The sequence below is a fragment of the Pedobacter sp. Hv1 genome (assembly GCF_001412215.1).
Taxonomy (GTDB): Bacteria; Bacteroidota; Bacteroidia; order Sphingobacteriales; family Sphingobacteriaceae; genus Pedobacter.
This window is the reverse complement of sequence record NZ_LLWP01000004.1, coordinates 418,685-436,655: the sequence shown is the minus strand read 5'-3', so window position 1 is coordinate 436,655 and position 17,971 is coordinate 418,685. Positions and strand designations below refer to the sequence as shown.

Annotated in this window: 14 protein-coding genes; 8 read left to right on the top strand and 6 right to left on the bottom strand. The window is 36.0% G+C overall.

Features of this window, described 5'->3' with window-relative positions:
• Nucleotides 1–172: 172 nt before the first annotated feature.
• Nucleotides 173–2,161 carry a tetratricopeptide repeat-containing sensor histidine kinase gene (locus AQF98_RS09745; RefSeq protein ID WP_055131746.1) on the bottom strand — a complete coding sequence of 663 codons (1,989 nt, stop codon included), beginning with the start codon at nucleotides 2,159–2,161 and terminating at the stop codon, nucleotides 173–175.
• 442 nt (nucleotides 2,162–2,603) lie between these two features.
• Here AQF98_RS09745 and AQF98_RS09740 point away from each other — a divergent pair, with 442 nt between their 5' ends.
• Nucleotides 2,604–3,068: a hypothetical protein gene (locus AQF98_RS09740; protein WP_152969687.1), complete on the top strand. Its 465-nt coding sequence runs from the start codon at nucleotides 2,604–2,606 to the stop codon at nucleotides 3,066–3,068.
• Between the two features lie 32 nt (nucleotides 3,069–3,100).
• Nucleotides 3,101–3,475: a hypothetical protein gene (locus AQF98_RS09735; protein WP_152969686.1), complete on the top strand. Its 375-nt coding sequence runs from the start codon at nucleotides 3,101–3,103 to the stop codon at nucleotides 3,473–3,475.
• A 286-nt stretch (nucleotides 3,476–3,761) separates the two neighbouring features.
• Here the strand turns inward: AQF98_RS09735 and AQF98_RS09725 are convergent, their stop codons facing one another.
• Complete coding sequence (locus AQF98_RS09725; protein ID WP_055131742.1) at nucleotides 3,762–4,610, bottom strand: AraC family transcriptional regulator; 849 nt, start codon at nucleotides 4,608–4,610, stop codon at nucleotides 3,762–3,764.
• A gap of 90 nt (nucleotides 4,611–4,700) precedes the next feature.
• Here AQF98_RS09725 and AQF98_RS09720 point away from each other — a divergent pair, with 90 nt between their 5' ends.
• From AQF98_RS09720 to AQF98_RS09705, 4 genes are all read left to right on the top strand, one after another.
• Nucleotides 4,701–5,891: an MFS transporter gene (locus AQF98_RS09720; RefSeq protein WP_055131741.1), complete on the top strand. Its 1,191-nt coding sequence runs from the start codon at nucleotides 4,701–4,703 to the stop codon at nucleotides 5,889–5,891.
• Nucleotides 5,892–5,979: 88 nt separating this feature from the next.
• On the top strand, nucleotides 5,980–7,182 hold the full coding sequence (locus tag AQF98_RS09715) for a DUF763 domain-containing protein (RefSeq protein ID WP_055131740.1): 1,203 nt from the start codon (nucleotides 5,980–5,982) through the stop codon (nucleotides 7,180–7,182).
• On the top strand, nucleotides 7,182–7,898 hold the full coding sequence (locus tag AQF98_RS09710) for an endonuclease V (protein WP_235524206.1): 717 nt from the start codon (nucleotides 7,182–7,184) through the stop codon (nucleotides 7,896–7,898). Before AQF98_RS09715 ends, AQF98_RS09710 begins: the two co-directional genes overlap by 1 nt.
• A 51-nt stretch (nucleotides 7,899–7,949) precedes the next feature.
• Entirely contained in the window at nucleotides 7,950–9,164 is a 1,215-nt protein-coding gene (locus AQF98_RS09705; protein ID WP_055131739.1) for a TCR/Tet family MFS transporter, read from the top strand.
• Here the strand turns inward: AQF98_RS09705 and AQF98_RS09700 are convergent, their stop codons facing one another.
• Nucleotides 9,165–10,508 carry a PhoH family protein gene (locus AQF98_RS09700; protein WP_055131738.1) on the bottom strand — a complete coding sequence of 448 codons (1,344 nt, stop codon included), beginning with the start codon at nucleotides 10,506–10,508 and terminating at the stop codon, nucleotides 9,165–9,167.
• Between the two features lie 848 nt (nucleotides 10,509–11,356).
• On the opposite strand from AQF98_RS09700, the gene AQF98_RS09695 reads away from it, so the two are divergent.
• Both AQF98_RS09695 and AQF98_RS09690 read left to right on the top strand, forming a co-directional pair.
• Nucleotides 11,357–13,513 carry an FUSC family membrane protein gene (locus AQF98_RS09695; RefSeq protein WP_055131737.1) on the top strand — a complete coding sequence of 719 codons (2,157 nt, stop codon included), beginning with the start codon at nucleotides 11,357–11,359 and terminating at the stop codon, nucleotides 13,511–13,513.
• Nucleotides 13,514–13,578: 65 nt separating this feature from the next.
• The gene (locus tag AQF98_RS09690; protein WP_055131736.1) at nucleotides 13,579–13,989 is read left to right on the top strand and encodes an organic hydroperoxide resistance protein; all 411 of its coding nucleotides are present in this window, start codon (nucleotides 13,579–13,581) and stop codon (nucleotides 13,987–13,989) included.
• 296 nt (nucleotides 13,990–14,285) lie between these two features.
• On the opposite strand, the gene bioB is transcribed toward AQF98_RS09690, so the two are convergent.
• The 3 genes from bioB to corA all read right to left on the bottom strand — a co-directional run bounded on the left by bioB (nucleotide 14,286) and on the right by corA (nucleotide 17,969).
• Entirely contained in the window at nucleotides 14,286–15,287 is a 1,002-nt protein-coding gene (bioB, locus tag AQF98_RS09685; RefSeq protein WP_055131735.1) for a biotin synthase BioB, read from the bottom strand.
• A gap of 16 nt (nucleotides 15,288–15,303) precedes the next feature.
• Nucleotides 15,304–16,653, bottom strand: a complete 1,350-nt coding sequence (gene mgtE, locus AQF98_RS09680) for a magnesium transporter (protein ID WP_055131734.1) — start codon at nucleotides 16,651–16,653, stop codon at nucleotides 15,304–15,306.
• A gap of 197 nt (nucleotides 16,654–16,850) precedes the next feature.
• Entirely contained in the window at nucleotides 16,851–17,969 is a 1,119-nt protein-coding gene (corA, locus tag AQF98_RS09675) for a magnesium/cobalt transporter CorA (RefSeq protein ID WP_055131733.1), read from the bottom strand.
• Nucleotides 17,970–17,971 lie beyond the last annotated feature (2 nt).

The following is a 17,971-nucleotide window of genomic DNA, read 5'->3' as shown; positions in this document are numbered from 1 at the left end:
GATTTTCTACTACCATCTTAGAAAGTTAATCTACGAATTTATTCATTACCTAACTTATTTAAAATAATTCAAAAATCTTCCAGCCATTTGCGCATTAGGCAGATCTGCAGAAATCTACCGCACTGATGTTCATTAACTATAATTATATTGTGTCGGCGCTTCGGGCTAAAGCCTAAGTAGTTATGGGAAGTTTAATAAAGAAAGTTGTGCCATTACCCAATTCACTTTCAAGCCATATTTTACCATCATGCGCCTCAATAATTTGCTTGGCAATAGAAAGTCCTAAACCAAAAGAAAGTTCGCCTGAGGTACCTAAACGTTTGGCATCTGTAGATAGATCAAATACTTTATTTTTTAGCTCTTCAGGAATGCCAATGCCCTGGTCTTTTACCTTTATTAGTATATAATCTTCTTCAACGCTCATCGCTAAATCTATTTGAGTGTTCTCTGCGCTAAATTTAATTGCATTCGTAATCAAGTTATTCATTACCCGCCAAATTTTTTCTCGATTAAGTTTCAATGTGGCCGGTTGTGTTTGTAAACTAATCCTTTGTTTTTTTTCAGCGGCCTTAAAGCTGAATATATCAACACAATATCGAAGCAGATTATGAATTTCGACAGGCTCAATTTTAAGTCCCTCTTTTGTGGTATTCATATTTAATAGATCTGCTATCATTTCTAAAGAAGTATAATTGGCTGTTTTTATCAAGTCGAGCAACTCTTTATCAGGTTTTTTAACACTATCATCAGCCAACATTATGTCTGCAATACTAATGGTAATGGCCATTGGGCTACGTAAATCGTGTGCTACGATTTTCACTAAGCGGGTATTTTCATCTTGACTTTGTTGTAGGGCTAATAATGCCTTCTGCATATCAGAATTTTGAGCTGATATCCTGATGTTCAATTGTTTCAATCGCTTTCTGTTATACCAGATTATCGACATAATAACTACAGAAAGTAGTATAAAAATGATCGCAATACTGAGATATAATGTTTTAATTTGGGCTTCTTTTTTTAAGAGAGAAAGAGACTGTTTCTGTTCAAGGTCAGTAAAGTCTTTTTCGAAATTCGTATGGATAAGATCTTTATTAGTAAGAATAACAGTATCCCTTAGGGCAATATAAGATCTTAAATACTTATTGGCCTCTTTGTGGTCATTTGTAACTTCGTTGTAAGCAGCCTCTATCTTATAAAACCTTAATTTAATATTAGGTATATACAAAGTTACAGGTAAAGATGAAATTTTTCGACGAATCGCCTCTAATAAGATTTTTGCTTCCTTTAAATTAGGAATACTCATGTACTGTTCAACAAGCTTGATTTGGGTAAGCAAAGCATCAGCATTTTCATAACCTTCTTTGGAGTTGATAGCAATACTCTTTTTATAGAGTGCTTCGGCCTCAGGTAATTTCTTCATCTTATTATAAATGGTACCCATATTACCATAGATGATACCCTTTGACATCTCCATATGCTTTTTTTCTGCCGGAAACTTGTCTTCATAACTACTAATATAAGCCAGGGCCCTATCAAAATAATAGATTGCACTGTCTAGCTTCCCATATTTATCAAAACATAAGGCGATGTTATCCAAAGTGGCCGTATAATAATGATGATTAATAAATGTTTTATCCTTACATTGATCAAAATCATACAAAACGGCTTTATTGTATTCAATTGATTTTAGATACTGTTGCTGGCGGTATTCGATATCTGCCAGCCTGATATTAAAACTGGCATAAAGACAGTAATTATTTGTCTTTTTGATATTTTGTTCCGCTTTGTACAGGTACTTTGATGCACCCTTATAATCAAATTTTTTAATTAGAGAATCGCCCTTACTTAACAAAGCATCACAGTAGATATCTGATAAGTCTAATTCTAACTTGCTTTTTTCAACGATTAAAATAATGCTATCTAAATAAACTGTAGCTGAAGATTCATTCCCTACAAAATGGCTGTTTTTAAATTGGTATCTCCTGCACTGTTCTTCTGGTGTGGGAGCACCTATATTGTTAAATGCTGAATCTACTCGAGCAACCAATACAGCATTGGACAACTTTTGAGTAGCTACTTCTTTTAGCACTTGATTGAATTGTACCGATCCACCCCTACTATGTTTTTTTGTAGGTGTATCACAAGAAACAATAAATAGCATCAAACATAAAGTTATACTGAGCTGTATAAAATGGGATTTATATTTTAAAATGGACAATGAAAAATGCTTTGATAAATACACAATGGGTTTAATTTGCAAATAAGTTGATGACGTTCAATTAGCTCATATCAATGATTAATTGCCTTTAAATATAGCTTTTATTTGTTACTAATTATTTGGGACAACACATACCCTTTTTCAGTTACATAGGCACCGCTGTGAGTAAGGCAGATTTTGAAGATAATGTACCTCAATAATCTGTAAGGATATATTTTGTGGAATTTTAAAGGTTGCTTTTAAAGAAAATCCAAACAAAGTATAATGTATTTCATCGCAAGTTATGGCCTTTCTGCCTATTTTCTGTTTCATGGCCTTGCCCTTAGACCTAATTTTGAGGTATAAATTAAGATATACACAAATACAACCAATTTCTCTTGAACTGATGAAAACTTTTAAAAAGAACAAATTAAATATTTCAATACTAAAGTTCGCTTTAGTTGCCATACTAACTATGGGGCTATTTAGTAGTGCCAGTGCCGCCGAAGGTTGCGGTTTTTATGGCAACCCCACCGATGATGGTTATACCTATTACATAAAGATTGGTACTTATAATGGTAAACCTCAATTTCGATTTACTTCAGATTGGCAAGGTGAAACTTTTGCTAATCCAACCTACTGTCTTACAGTAACTGGTGCAGAAGGGAGTTGTTATGTTCGTTACAATAACGACCCTAGTTATCCATATCAAGCGGGTAGAACAATAGAGTACACCAATAAACCTTGTAACCTACCTCTTGATAACTATAGTTGGCTAATGGTTGTGTTGGTTGGAGGAGTGGCTGCAAGATCATTAGTGAGAAAAAATAATAAGAAAGATGCAAAGGACTCATCCTTACATTTAGATTAAGGCAATACCGAAAATAGGCTAACCAATAAAACGTGAACAAGAAGTTTTTAATATTGGTGATGATGGGCATGTGTTTGATGAAAACATATGCGATGCCCGCTATAAATGGAAGAGGTTGTATGGATAGCAATGGTAAAATTTACCAGATCGCTATGACCAACCCTGATGGTAAAGAGCTTAAAATTAAGAATCTGCCCATATATGAGAATTTTGGCGAAATTACTGAACGGACAGATATCTGTTACCAAACCTCATATAGTGGTGGATGTTTGATACATGGACAAAGCAAAATCCACAATGCGGTATGTGTTACCATAGTAGAATGTCCTTTAAACAGTTATATTGTGCCTTTAATAGCCATGGTTATTCTGGGTAGTGTATTTTATCGATTTTTAAGAAGAAGTTAGATTTATAGGGAATATAGAAATATTAACAAGATTGTATATCACCCTTGTGCTATGGTTTAGCCACAGTTCTTTTTTGTTAAGGCCCATTGTTAATAATTAGGGCGTGCCCCTGCCCTGCCCGTGTTTGCAAAAATGAGTGTTGGTGCAGGGCAGTGGTCGGGCTATGCGCTATTACTCCTCGCTCGTGCCTCGCTGTGGGGTAACCGCTGCTATCCCTCACGCAAAAAAAATATTATCAATAAAGGTAAACATCCAAAAAAAAGACAAACCACTGCTATATTAATAATTAATTGGCAACAGCACATATTGGTGTTAATTTTCTAAACTCTGTTAAGCTCATTTGGTGGCGTTTTTTGAAAAATTTATTCAGATGACTTTCGTCGGCAAAACCAAATTCGTCAACAATTTCATTTATTCGCCTGTCGCTAAAACGCAATCGGTGTTCTATCAATCTCATTTTATAGTTTGAAATAAAATGTTGGATAGTTTCTCCACTTTGTTTTTTAAAGTAACTGCCCAAATAAGTTTCAGAAAAAGCAAATTCTGTACTAATTACTGAGGCTTTTAGGCGTTGTGGCTCATAGATGTTCGATTGAATATAGTCTATAATCGCTAAAAAACGCTTGTCTGGATTGATAACAGCTTGTGCAGGCCTCATCTTTGATATATTTCTTGCTGCAATTACAATTAAAGCATTCACATAATGCAAGGTTAAATCTTCGTTGTACACATCATTGTGCTGCATGATATGTAAGAGCGAATCTATAATGGAGTTTACCAAAACTACATCAGCTTTATTTTTTAGGATACAACCCATTAAATGCGACGAATGGTACAATAAACATTCAATACAATTGATGTTTTTCCATTTGTATTCTCTGATGTAGCGTTCATTAAATTTCACGAACAAAAACTCAGTTGTATTGGAAATTTCAAAATTGTGAAGGTCATTGGGTGTAAGCAATAACAAACTGCCAGTACTGTAATCTACCCTGTTGTCGTTTATTTTTAAAAATCCTGAACCTGAGATCACGTATACCATTTGAAAAAAAGAAAGTTGCACATCTTTTACCGGACATTGCGCTGTTTTACAGTATTCTACGTCTACCAATCGGTGTATGTTTTCTTTTGTCATGCAGCAAATTTACTACATTATCATTAAAATATACTGATATAATAGAATTATTCTGTTCATTTTTGTGAAATAGAATTTTAGAAACCACAAATGAAAAAATCAATTTACATTCTTGCATTAGGTGCTTTCGGCATCATTACTACCGAATTTGGCGTCATCGGGATTCTACCTACCATTAGTAGAGAGTTCAAAGTATCTATGGATACTGCCGGATGGTTGCTAAGTGCCTTTGCGCTTACTGTTGCCGTGTTCTCCCCTTTTATCACTGCACTTACTGCTAAAATTAACCGTAAACTATTGTTGTGTTTGGTATTAGCTGTATTTATCTTATCTAATTTGCTTTCAGCTTTTGCAACCAGTTTTACTGTATTGATGATTGCAAGAATTTTACCTGCATTTTTACACCCTTTATTTTGGAATATTTCTCTGGCAGTAGCATTTAAACAAGGTGGTGCCAAGGCCGTTTCTATTGTAATGACCGGACTGAGTTTGGCTACAGTATTAGGAGTACCAATTACCACCTATGCAGCCGAGTTTTTCAACAATTGGCAGGCATCCTTTTTCTTGGCCAGCTTTATCAGCCTCATCGCCTTTTTAGGTTTAGCATTTTTAGTACCTAATATGCCAGCTAGTAAAGAGAAAGCAGCACAAAGTCAAATGTTTGTGCTCAAAGATCCACAATTGTGGCTTAACCTGCTTTCCACTATTCTTACACTTGCTGCCATGTTTTCGAGTTATAGTTACTTAGCTGGCTACCTTGAAAAAATTACCCACATGAACGGGGTTCAAATTAGCATGATGTTGCTGTTATTTGGTGCAATGGGGATTTTAGGCAATTGGCTTGCAGGTATTGCTTTGAGTAAAAATATAAAGGTGGCCACTAGAGTGTTTTTTATACTCCTAATCTTAACCCAGACCCTCGCCTATTACTTTGGAGACATTTTTAAACCGATGGTAATTATCCTTTCTTTTTGGGGATTGATACATACTGGCGGATTTTTGGTGCCAAATATCCGTACTACGCAGGCTGTGCCACATAGCGCTTTAGAATTTGTGAATAGCTTGTTAACCTCTTGTTACAATATCGGGATTTCTCTGGGTGCTTTTCTGGGTGGTTTTGTAATTGCACAATATGGCATCCATCAGATTGTGTGGATGAGTATTGCTTTACTTGCAGTAACATTGGGTATCAGCTTTATTAAATTACCAGAAAAAACCAAAACGAGGAAAGAAACCATTAAAGGAATTAAGGTCTCGCTACCTGTTTGCGAACAAGTATAAGACTTATTGATACTGTATTCAATTATTTAATAAAAGTTTTAGTAATTGTTTGTATTGTATTTTTCATTTTACTAAATTTGTTAGTAAAATGAAAAATACTGGAACTGCAGATTTACCTTTACACTATGGCCATGTTCCGCTTTGGCTTGCAGAGCGAATGGGTAAGCTAGGTTTGGCCATAGTAGAAGAAATTCTATCCAATAAAGGTAAAAATGAATTGTTAACTCGTTTCAGCGATCCTTTTTGGTTCCAGAGTTTGGGTGCAGTAATGGGAATGGATTGGCATTCTTCTGGAATTACTACCGCAGTAATGGGCGCCCTCAAAAGAAACATCAATCCTTACGCTAAAGAATTTGGTATTTTTATCTGTGGTGGTAAAGGAAAACAATCTACACAAACGCCAATAGAACTTACCCGCTATGCTGAATTAAATAGTTTGGATGCCGCTGCATTGGTTAAATGCAGTAAGCTCAGCGCAAAAGTAGACAATACGGCAATTCAAGATGGATTTCAGCTCTATCAACATAATTTTATCATCAGTAATGAGGGTAATTGGACTGTTATACAGCAAGGCATGAGCAATGTAAATGCTACAGCCAGACGTTACCATTGGCATTCGCCCAGTTTAAAATCGTTTACAGAAGAACCACATACTTTTATTTATGGGCAAAACAGGGGGCAAATCTTAAACTTAACAGCGCAAGAGGCCCAGCCTTTAAAAACTTCGATCTTAAGTATTACTTCAGCTCAACCTGAGCAAATGATCAAAGAGCTAAAGAAACTAAAAATGCCTGCTCATCATGATGTAAGAGCCGAAAATGTGGATATGAAACGTTTAGGTGCGATACTCTGGCTGGCGCAGGAACAAAATGTTTCCAATTTTGAAGAGTTATTGTTACTAGAGGGTTTAGGTCCCAGAACATTACAATCATTGGCTTTGGTTAGCGAGGTCATTTATGGAAGCCCAGCTAGATTTAAAGATCCTGCCCGCTTCTCTTTTGCACATGGTGGAAAAGATGGTCACCCCTTTCCTGTTCCCTTAAAAGTTTATGATGAAACCATCCAAACTTTACAAAATGCCATTCATAGGTCTAAATTGGGCAATTCGGATAAACTCAAAGCCATTCAGTCTTTATATCAGGTGGCTGAACGTGTAGAACAAGATTTTGTGCCCAATGGCAATTTCGAAGAGTTGATTGAAAAAGAAAGGGCAGATTCTTGGAAATATGAAGGCCGAACTGTATTTGGAAAGGCTAAACCACCAATTGTTAAACAACTTACCTTATTTTAATGATCAATTACGATAAAGTTACCATTGCCGAAGCCATCGTAATGCAAGAAGAGTTTCGCAAACAATTAAAGTTTGAAGTGCCAGACGATCAAGCTATTCAAACCATTGCTGGTGCAGATATTTCTTTTAATAAAAATAGCAATACCTTATATGCAGCTATCGTGATATTGAGCTATCCACAAATGGTATTGCAAGGATATGCTTTAACTACTGCTACAACCGAATTTCCTTATGTTTCTGGTTTTTTGGGCTTTAGAGAGGTGCCTGCATTAATTAAAGCTTGGCAATTGATCTTGGCCAAACCAGATTTAGTAGTGTTAGATGGTCAGGGCATTTTACACCCTCGCAGAATGGGTATTGCTGCTCATTTCGGGGTTTTAACTGCTACATCAACTATTGGTTGTGCTAAAAGCTCACTTTACGGGTTTTACGAAGAACCAACTGCCGCGAAATACTCAGCATGTTTAGTTCATGAAAAATATACAAAAACGCATATCGGTTATGCTTTACGTACAAAAGACCATACCCAACCAGTTTATATTTCTCCTGGCTATGGTTTGAGTTTGCCAAAAAGCTTAGCCGTAATGAAAAAATGTATTGGAAAATATAGGATACCTGAGCCCACCAGAATGGCCCACGAAATTGTGAATGAATTTAGGCTAGGTAAATTGAAAGAAGGATTCACCTTTGTCCATCAAACTCCCGAACTATTTTAAACAACTCGTATTCATTCATTTAAATTAATTTACATTTGCCAACTTAAACATATGAACGAAAAGAAAAACTCAGGCGTTGCTTTTATTTTAGTTACCATCTTAATTGATTGTATTGGTTTTGGTGTAATTATTCCTATTATGCCCGACTTAATAAGGGAGTTAACAGGTGTTACCTTAAGTGAGGCTTCAGAATATGGCGGTTGGTTATTGATTGCTTATTCTATTATGCAGTTTATTTTTGCACCAATTTTAGGAGCATTAAGCGACAAGCTTGGCCGAAGACCTGTTTTATTGATTTCGCTTTTTGGCCTTGGTGTCGATTATGTTTTTCTAGCATTTGCACCTACCATTGCATGGCTTTTTGTAGGTAGGATACTTGCGGGGATCTCTGGTGCTAGTATTACTACTGCTTCTGCTTATGTTGCTGATGTTAGTCCGCCAGAAAAACGGGCCCAAAACTTTGGTTTAATTGGTGTGGCCTTTGGCGTTGGTTTTATTATTGGTCCTGTAATTGGTGGTTTGTTTAGTCAATATGGTGTTCGTGTGCCATTTATGATTGCTGCAGGTCTTTCTCTTTTAAATTGGTTATATGGTTATTTTATCTTGCCAGAATCATTAAAGAAAGAAAATAGACGCAATTTTGATTGGAAACGGGCAAATCCGATTGGTGCTTTGAAACAAGTTAAACGTTACCCTGCCCTATTGGGATTATTGATTTCTCTATTCATTTTATATGTGTCGGCCCAGGCTACACAATCGGTCTGGTCTTATTACACCCTCGAGAAATTTGGTTGGAATAGTAGAGATGTTGGTTATTCAATAGGTTTTGTAGGCATTACGGTGGCCATTGTACAAGGGGGATTAATAAGGTTGATCATTCCAAAAATTGGAAATAAAAAGTCAATCCTTATGGGTTTAACCTTATATGTGATTGGCTTTATCTCATTTGCATTTGCTAGCCATGGCTGGATGATGTATGCTTTTATTGTACCTTATGCACTGGCAGGGATTACTGGACCGGCCATACAAGGCATTGTATCAACTCAGGTAGCAGCAAATGAACAAGGCGAACTACAAGGCATAATGACAGGTTTTATGAGTTTGGCCAGTATTATTGGGCCATTGTTAATGAGCTATCTGTTTTTCTTTTTTACACAAAAGAATGCGCCAATTTATTTCCCGGGTGCTCCATTTATGATGGGTGCATTTTTAACTTGCATCGCCATCCTCATTTGTAGACAAGCTTTAAAGAAACATCACTCTTAATTACAGCAGTTCGGTTGCCAGATTGGCCAATTCGCTTCGCTCTCCTTTTTGTAAGGTAATGTGGGCGTACAATGGATGTTTTTTCGCATTTTCTATCAGATAAGATAAACCATTACTTTCCGAGTCGAGGTAAGGGGTGTCAATTTGATAGATATCACCTGTAAATACAATTTTGGTATGTTCTCCAGCCCTCGAAATAATGGTTTTGATCTCATGCGGTGTCAAATTTTGGGCTTCATCTATGATAAAAAAGATTTTGGTAATCGTTCTTCCCCTTATAAATGCCAATGGAGCAATTTCAATCTTTTCTGTACGGATCAGTTCATCAATTTTGAAGATCATTTTATCGTCTTGGGCAAATTGTTCTTTAATGAACTTCAAATTATCCCATATTGGCGCCATGTAAGGATCAACCTTTGCCTTTACATCACCCGGTAAAAAACCAATATCCTTATTGCTCAACGGAACAATTGGTCTGGTAATATAGATCTGTCTAAAATCTTTACGTTGCTCTAATGCACTTGCCAATGCCAATAATGTTTTTCCGGTGCCTGCATTGCCTTGTATGGTAACCAGTTTAATGTCTGGATTTAAAAGGGCATCAATAGCGAAAGATTGTTCGGCATTGCGAGGGAAAATGTTAAAAATTGGCTTTTGGTCTACACTCCTTAAGGTTTTATCCATTACACTATAGAAAGCGGTAATGTTTTTTTTCTTGTTTTTTAAAAAGTAAAAATGGTTAGAGTCGGTATAAGGAAGTGTTAAAGCAGTAGCATCAACAACTTTATTTTTCTTGAGGTCGTCTATAATTTCAACTGGACAGTCTAGCAGTTCTGTTTTTCCGGTATAGAGTTCATCTGCGTTTTTAATCTTACCTGTTTCGTAATCTTCAGCATGTAGATCGAGTGCTTTAGCTTTTAAGCGTAGGCAAATGTCCTTCGAAACGAGGATCACTTTACGGTCTTTATGTTGTTCTTTTAAAACAAGTGCAGAGTTTAAAATCCGATTGTCAAATTTCCCATCGCCAAAGAGCTTCTCTGCATTGACTTTTTTCGGATTTTCATCTAAAACTACTTTAAACTTGCCTAAGCTATTTTTCTTTAAGGTAAACCATTTATTGATCAGGTTATTTTTAGAAGCGAGGTCGATTAACCGTATAAAATTTCGGGCTTCAAAATTTCGGGTATCATTGCCACTTTTAAAATTATCTAGTTCTTCTAATACTAAAATAGGAACGGCTACATCATGTTCCTGAAAATTATTTACAGCATCGTGATCATATAAAATAACGGATGTGTCTAAAACAAATATCTTTTTTGAGGTCTGATCTTCTTTCTTTGCCATAATGCTTAAAATTAATGTTTAGCATTTAAAGATTATAGTTTATTTGGCAATAAATTGGCTATAAATGAAAACGGAGACCCTCCTCTTTCGATTTGGCTCTCCGTTTAACCTTATCTTTAACCGTAGTTAAAAATATGGCGTCAATTGAACGTACTTAACTCTATTTATGATTATCTTTTTTCTTTCGAATTTTGAAACCCTTAATAAATCATTACACCTTGCTTTACTCCGTAAAATGCCACAATTAGTAATAATGTTCGATATTTTTAGTAAATTTAATAATTTATTTGGATTTTGCAACCCTTAGTTGTATAAAATCCATCTGTTCTTTCAAATGATCTGATTTTAATCTAACTCAAATTTTTACACTCTTTCTGTTTTTCAACTTCCTGACTGTAAACCACTTTACATTTTTCAATGTATGTTGGCTTAATTTAACTTGTTGAACATTCCCAAAAATTTGTAGCCTTGCGACTTAATTTCTGTTTTGGATTATTCTATCGAACTGTCAAAGTACTTCGTTATTGATATGATCTAAATTAGCTGCAAAAGCAATACATGTCAAGAAAAATCAATTTATTTTTTTAACAAGTTATGAACCTTATTTCGTTGGTTATCAACAGGGTTATGTTTCTGTAATGTTCAATTATATGGTTTAAATACAAGATTTTGTATTGTTGATTTCTGTTATTAACATTTTTAACTAAATGGCTTATGCACAATTAGTTAAAAACAATCAATTTATCTTCCTTCAAATTCTGCCCATTTTTCTTTATTCAGCTTTTAAATAGATTTTTTTTATAGCCAATTTAAGGTGTTTTTTATGCCTCAAAAATGTAGATTTGTGTATGCTCAACCGGCCAATTAGAAACATACAAGATTTTTTGCTCAGTACTTATTTTGCAGACGGCTTGCGGATTACTATTGGCGTGCTGTGTCCATCGTTGATATTGGCGCAGTTTGGCATGTTACAATATGGGATGACCTTATCTTTAGGTGCCCTTTGTATCAGCGTAGTTGATACCCCAGGACCAATTGTACACCGGAGAAATGCCATGTTGATTACAACAGCACTCCTTTCGATCATCTCTATTTTGGTTGGGCTAACCAATAAGAATGTTTATGTAACTGGAACATTGTTAGTGGTTTGTAGTTTTATCTTTTCCATGTTTTTCTTGTATGGCAATAGAGCGGCAGCCATTGGTACTGCTGTATTGCTAATTATGGTGTTAAGCATAGACGATATTAGACCTTGGAGAGAGGTAATGCTTTATACCTTATTGATCCTTGCTGGAAGTATTTGGTATACCTTATTAAGTTACTTTGTTTATCGATTGCGGCCTTATCGATTGGTTCAGCAAACGTTAAGTGATTCGATACATGAAGTGAGCGAGTTTTTGAGGGCTAAGGCCAAATTCTATCATGAAGGTACAGATTATGAGAAAAACTATGCAGAATTGCTACAGTTGCAGGTTCATGTACACGAAAAGCAAGACGAGGTAAGAGAAATTTTATTCAAAACCAGAGAAATTGTAAGAGAATCTACACCAGAAGGTAGGTTTCTATTATTGGTTTTTGTAGATATGGTGGATCTTTTTGAGCAAGTGATGTCTACTTATTACAATTACAAACAATTGCACGAACAATTTGACTCTGCCGGAATTTTACCACAATATGAACAGGTAATCAATAAAATAGCCTCCTCACTAGACAATATTGCTTTTGCACTAAAAAGTGGAGGCACGCCTACCCTTTCTCGTTCCTTGGTTAGTGATGTGGCTAAACTTAAAGAAGAAATAACTGTTTTAGAGCTCAATAATGAAGAGAAATACAATACGCTTGGCCTAATTGCCTTAAAAAATATTGAGGTCAATATTGAAAATATCCTGAGTAGAGTTAAAACGATTAATGGCTATTTTAACAAAAAAGAAAAGAAGAACTTAAAAAAACGCAACATCGACGTTGATAAGTTTGTAACCAGACAGAAATTTGATCCTAAACTTTTATTAGAAAATCTAAGTTTTAATTCGTCTACTTTTAGACATTCTCTTCGTGTAGCCATTGTGATGTTGATCGGTTTTGTGGTAGCAAAAAGTTTAAATTTTGCCCATAGCTATTGGATCTTGTTAACCATCTTGGTAATCTCTAAACCAGGTTTTAGCCTTACAAAAGAGCGAAACTATCAAAGATTGATCGGTACGGTTGTGGGTGCTTTTATTGGGATGGGGATATTGGTCTATATTCACGACAAGCATACCCTATTTGTGATCTTGTTGGTTTGTATGATTGGCTCTTACAGTTTTCAGCGTAAAAACTATGTAGTGAGTGTACTCTTCATGACCCCCTATATTTTGGTATTGTTCGATTTCTTGGGCATGGGGAGTCTATCAGTGGCTCGAGAAAGAATTTACGATACCTTAATTGGCTCTGGTATTGCTTTATTGGCCAGTTACTCCTTGTTCCCTAATTGGGAACATGAAAAACTGAAACAAGCGATGATAGATGTGATCAACGCCAACAAAAACTACTTTAAACAGGTTACTTTATTGTATTTTGAAAAAACACATGATCTGACCAATTATAAAGTTGCCAGAAAAGAGGTTTATGTAAATTCTTCCAACTTAGCCTCTTTATTCCAAAGGATGTTTTCTGAGCCTAAAAGCAAACAAGTGTATATTCAGGAGCTGCATCAGTTTACGGTATTGAACCATTTGTTGTCATCTTATATTGCTACTTTATCCTTATACAATAAAGAGCATGATTTCATTTATCACAATTTTGAAGAGCTGAAGCCTGTTTCGGAAAATACGATGTACTTGTTAGATCAAGCTTCAGAGCATTTAAAGGTTCATAAGGAAGAAGTAAGTAATGTGCCGTTAATTAGAAGAAAGAACATTAGCGAATTGGCTTTAGAAAATGAAAACATGATCATTGCCGAGCAATTTGACCTGATCCAAAAAGTAGCTTACGATATTTTTAAGTTGGCCGAAAAGTTAAAGATCTAACTAGCTGGTTTTATTGGCGTAAGATAAATCTTCAAACATCTGCGCTTTGCATTTGTTCTTTGTTCATGGAAAAGTTATATACAGCAGCTGTTACCGCTACAGGTGGTAGAGACGGACATATCAAATCAAGTGATGGAATTTTAGAGTTAGAGCTAAGAAAGCCTAAAGAGTTGGTTGGGCAAGGTGGGGCAACAAACCCCGAACAATTGTTTGCAGCAGCATGGGGTGCTTGTTATTTAGGAGCTTTGGGCAGCGTAGCTGAACACAATGGTGTAGATACAAGTGAAGCCAATGTAAATGTTCAGGTTTCTTTTAATAAAGATGGGAATAGTTTTGTACTCTCTGCAGAATTGGATGTACATATTCCTGGTCTTTCGCATGATGAGACACAGGCTTTGGCCGATAAGGCACATCGAGCATGTCCTTATTCAAAAGCAATAAAGGGTAATATAGAAGTTAGGGTTACCGCTGTTTAAAAACAATTTGAGCTGTATTATTACCTGTCGAAGTGTTGTTACTAATTGATATTTAATTTATAGCTTTTATTTATTAGTTGTCACACTGAGTTTATCGAAGTGCTTTTAGTAATTGGTCTTCGACAGGCTCAGACTGACAGATATGATTTTTATTTAGTTGATTGTCACACTGAGCTTGTGAAATGTATTTGATGGTTTTGGTCTTCGACAGGCTCAGACTGACATTCATATCATAAAAAAAGAGAAACCTAAGCTAGTAGGTTTCTCTTTTTTTTATTAACAGCTCAAATGATAAATTAAGCGATCACTTCTTGTTTTTGTGTATTTTCTGGTCGGCCATTTTTAAAAGCCTCTCTGGTTTTTAAGCCTAGCAATTCAAACATTGCCATATCATCTACAAATGAAGGGTTTGGTGTGGTTAATAATTTATCGCCAGCAAAAATAGAACTGGCACCAGCCATAAAGCAAAAAGCTTGCTCTAAAGTGCTCATTTCATTTCGGCCAGCACTTAAACGTACTACAGATTTTGGCATTACAATTCTGGCGGTTGCAATCATTCTCACCATATCCCAAATTGGTACACGGGGCTGATCTTCTAATGGGGTACCTTTTACCGGAACCAAGGCATTTACCGGAACAGATTCTGGATGTTGTGGCATATTTGCCAATGTTTGCAACATGGCTACCCTATCTTCGGTTGTTTCTCCTAAACCAATAATACCACCACTACAAACTGTTAATTTAGCTTTACGTACATTTTTAATGGTATTTAAACGGTCATCATAGGTACGGGTAGAGATAATTCTTTTGTAATCCTCTTCAGAAGTATCGATGTTATGGTTGTAAGCATATAAACCTGCATCAGCTAAACGTTGCGCTTGATTTTCGGTCAACATTCCTAGTGTACAACAAACCTCCATATCCATATCGTTAACCGCTTTAACCATTTCTATTACACGGTCAAAATCACGGTTATCTCTAACTTCACGCCATGCGGCACCCATACATAAACGAGATGCTCCACCCTCTTTTGCTTTAACTGCTGCACTTACCACCTGTCCAATTTGCATTAAGGGCTGTACGGCCAAATCTGTATGGTAACGGGCAGCTTGTGGGCAATAAGAACAATCTTCTGCACAACCACCTGTTTTGATAGAGATCAATGAGCTGATCTGTACTTCGTTATAATCTTTCTGCTCACGATGAATACTTGCGGCTTCATAAACCAGGTCTAAAAAAGGTTTATTATAAATTGCCAAAATCTCTTCTCTGGTCCAATCGTGTTTCAATATTTGCATATAATTGTGATAATATTTAGAGTAATAATTTGCTTGCTAATCCTAATAAAAGTAAAAATCCGAAAACGTCGGTAAAGGTCGTAATAATTATAGAAGATGCAATGGCTGGATCGATACCAACACGTTTTAAAACTAAAGGAATGCTTGATCCGGTAATTCCGGCAATCACTAAATTGCCTGTCATGGCTAAAAAGATCACTAGGCCTAACATGGGGTTTGCATCAAAAAAGTAGGCAAACATAAATACAATCAAACCTGTTACAGCCCCATTAATTAAACCTACCGTAAATTCTTTTAATACAGTTCGGTAAGCCTGATTGTCAGTTAAATCGTATAATGAAATACGCCTAACGGTTACGGCTAAGGCTTGTGTAGCTGCATTACCACCCATACCAGCAATAATTACCATGTAGGCAGAAAGCACAGTTAGGTTGCTTAAAATATTGCCATAATGCCTAACTACTGCCGAAGCCAAAAATGCAGTGCCTAAATTGATAATTAACCAAGGTAAACGAGATTTTACCGCTTCTATCCAGTTACCGCTCAATTCCTCATCTTCTGATACCCCAGATATTTTCAGGAAATCTTCCGTGTTTTCATCTTCTAAAACATCGATCACATCATCGAAGGTAACCCTGCCCAACAAGCGCATTTCGCCATCAACAACTGGAATGCTTGTTAAATTGTATTGTGAAATGAGTCTTGCTACTTCTTCTTGATCGGTATCCGTTTTAACATATACGGCATCGGTATTGACCATGTCGGTGATCTTGGCATTTCCCTTTGCTTTAATGATCTCTTTTAAGGAAACAATGCCTTTAAAAACATTGTGATCATCGACAACATTAACGGTATAAAATTCTTCTATTTCTTCGCTTTGACGGATAATTTCATCAATGGCGTCTTTTTTGGTCAAATTGATGTTAATGCGGATCACCTCCGTATTCATCAAACCCCCAGCAGTTTCTTCGTCGTAACTTAATAGGTTACGGATACTGGAAGCGTCATCCTCACTAAGGTCTTCAAGGATTTCTTTTTGTTCGTGCTCTTCTAACTGCGAAATGATATCCGTCGCATCATCATAATCGAGCTCTTCAACAATTTCGGTACGTTTATCGGGGTGTAATTGGAGGAGTAATTCTTCTGGGTGTGCCTCTTCATGCATTTCTGCAATTACTTCAGAAGCTGTCTCTACATCCAGTAAGTTGATGATCCGTTGTTGATCTTCACTACTAATGCTTTCAAATAAAATGGCAATTTCAGATGCATGGTATTCCTCAAGCGTAGCTTTAAGTAGTTCATTATCACCACTTATTGCCTGCTTTAATTTGGATACATCTGTTTTGTCCAATTCAAATGACTGCATAAGATGCTAAGATAGAAATAATTTATTTTTGAAATGCCATAAAAACGCATTTAGAATGCTTATAAAAGCATATTTAACATTCTGGAAATGGAAGTAACAGTGTGATCACTTTACACTTTACAATTGCGCTATTTCTACCTTAAAGATTCCTTACGATATGCTACATCACAAATGAACCAATGAACAAGTGAATCAACTTACTTGAACCAGCCTTTACGCCAAAAGTAGATGACCTGTACCACTGCAATGAGACCCATTACTATCATAGTGTATAAATAACCATGTTCTTGATAGAGTTCTGGCATATTCTGAGGAAGTACTTTTCCGGTAACTGGGTCTTCCCTACTAAAATTCATCCCATAAATTCCGGCAATAAAAGTTAAAGGAATAAAAATGGAAGAAATAATGGTCAGTACTTTCATGATTTCGTTCATCCGGTTACTGATAATGGAAAGATACATGTCTATATTACTGGCAGAAATCTCTTTTAACGATTCGACCATATCAATAATCTGTACACAATGATCGTAAGTATCTCGAATGTAAATTTTGGTCTGGTCATTCACCAATGGACTATCAGAACGTAAAATGTCATTCATCTTATCTCTTTCTGGCCATGCCACACGTCTTAAGGTAATTAAGTTTCGTTTGATCAATTGTGTGTCGAACATAATCGTCTTATCAGGTTTTTCGAACAAACGATCTTCGATCAAGTCTAATTGCTCACTCCAATTGCCTAACACAGAAAAATATTCGTCAGTAATCATATCCATTAAGGCGTACATCAAATAACTACTCCCACCTATTCTAATGTTACCCTTCCCTATTTCTAAACGTTTACGTACGGCTCCCAAACAATCTTCGTATCGATCTTGAAAAGTAAACAATACGTTTTTGGTCAAGATAAAAGACAGTTGTTCGTTTTCTAGGTTTTGTTCTTCATCCAGATATAACATTCTACTAATGGCAAAATCATAACTGCCATATTCTTCGTATTTAGGGCGTTGGTAGGTTCTGGTAATGTCTTCTAGAATGAGCTTATTGATGCCATAATCTTTGCTTAAGGTTTCGAACATGGCTATAGAATTGAAACCTTTTACTTCTACCCAATAAATAAATTCACTTTCATTAAGCCGCTCTTTAAGTCCTGTTAAATTTGCAATACTTTCTACTTTATAACTGTTTGCATTATAAGTATGTAAACTTATTTTAGGGTCGAGAGAATTTCCATCAATATATACCAAACCTGGACTAGAGCCGGGCATTGGTAAAGCATAACGGTGCTTTCTTTTTTTATGTTTATTGGGTTTTGCCATCT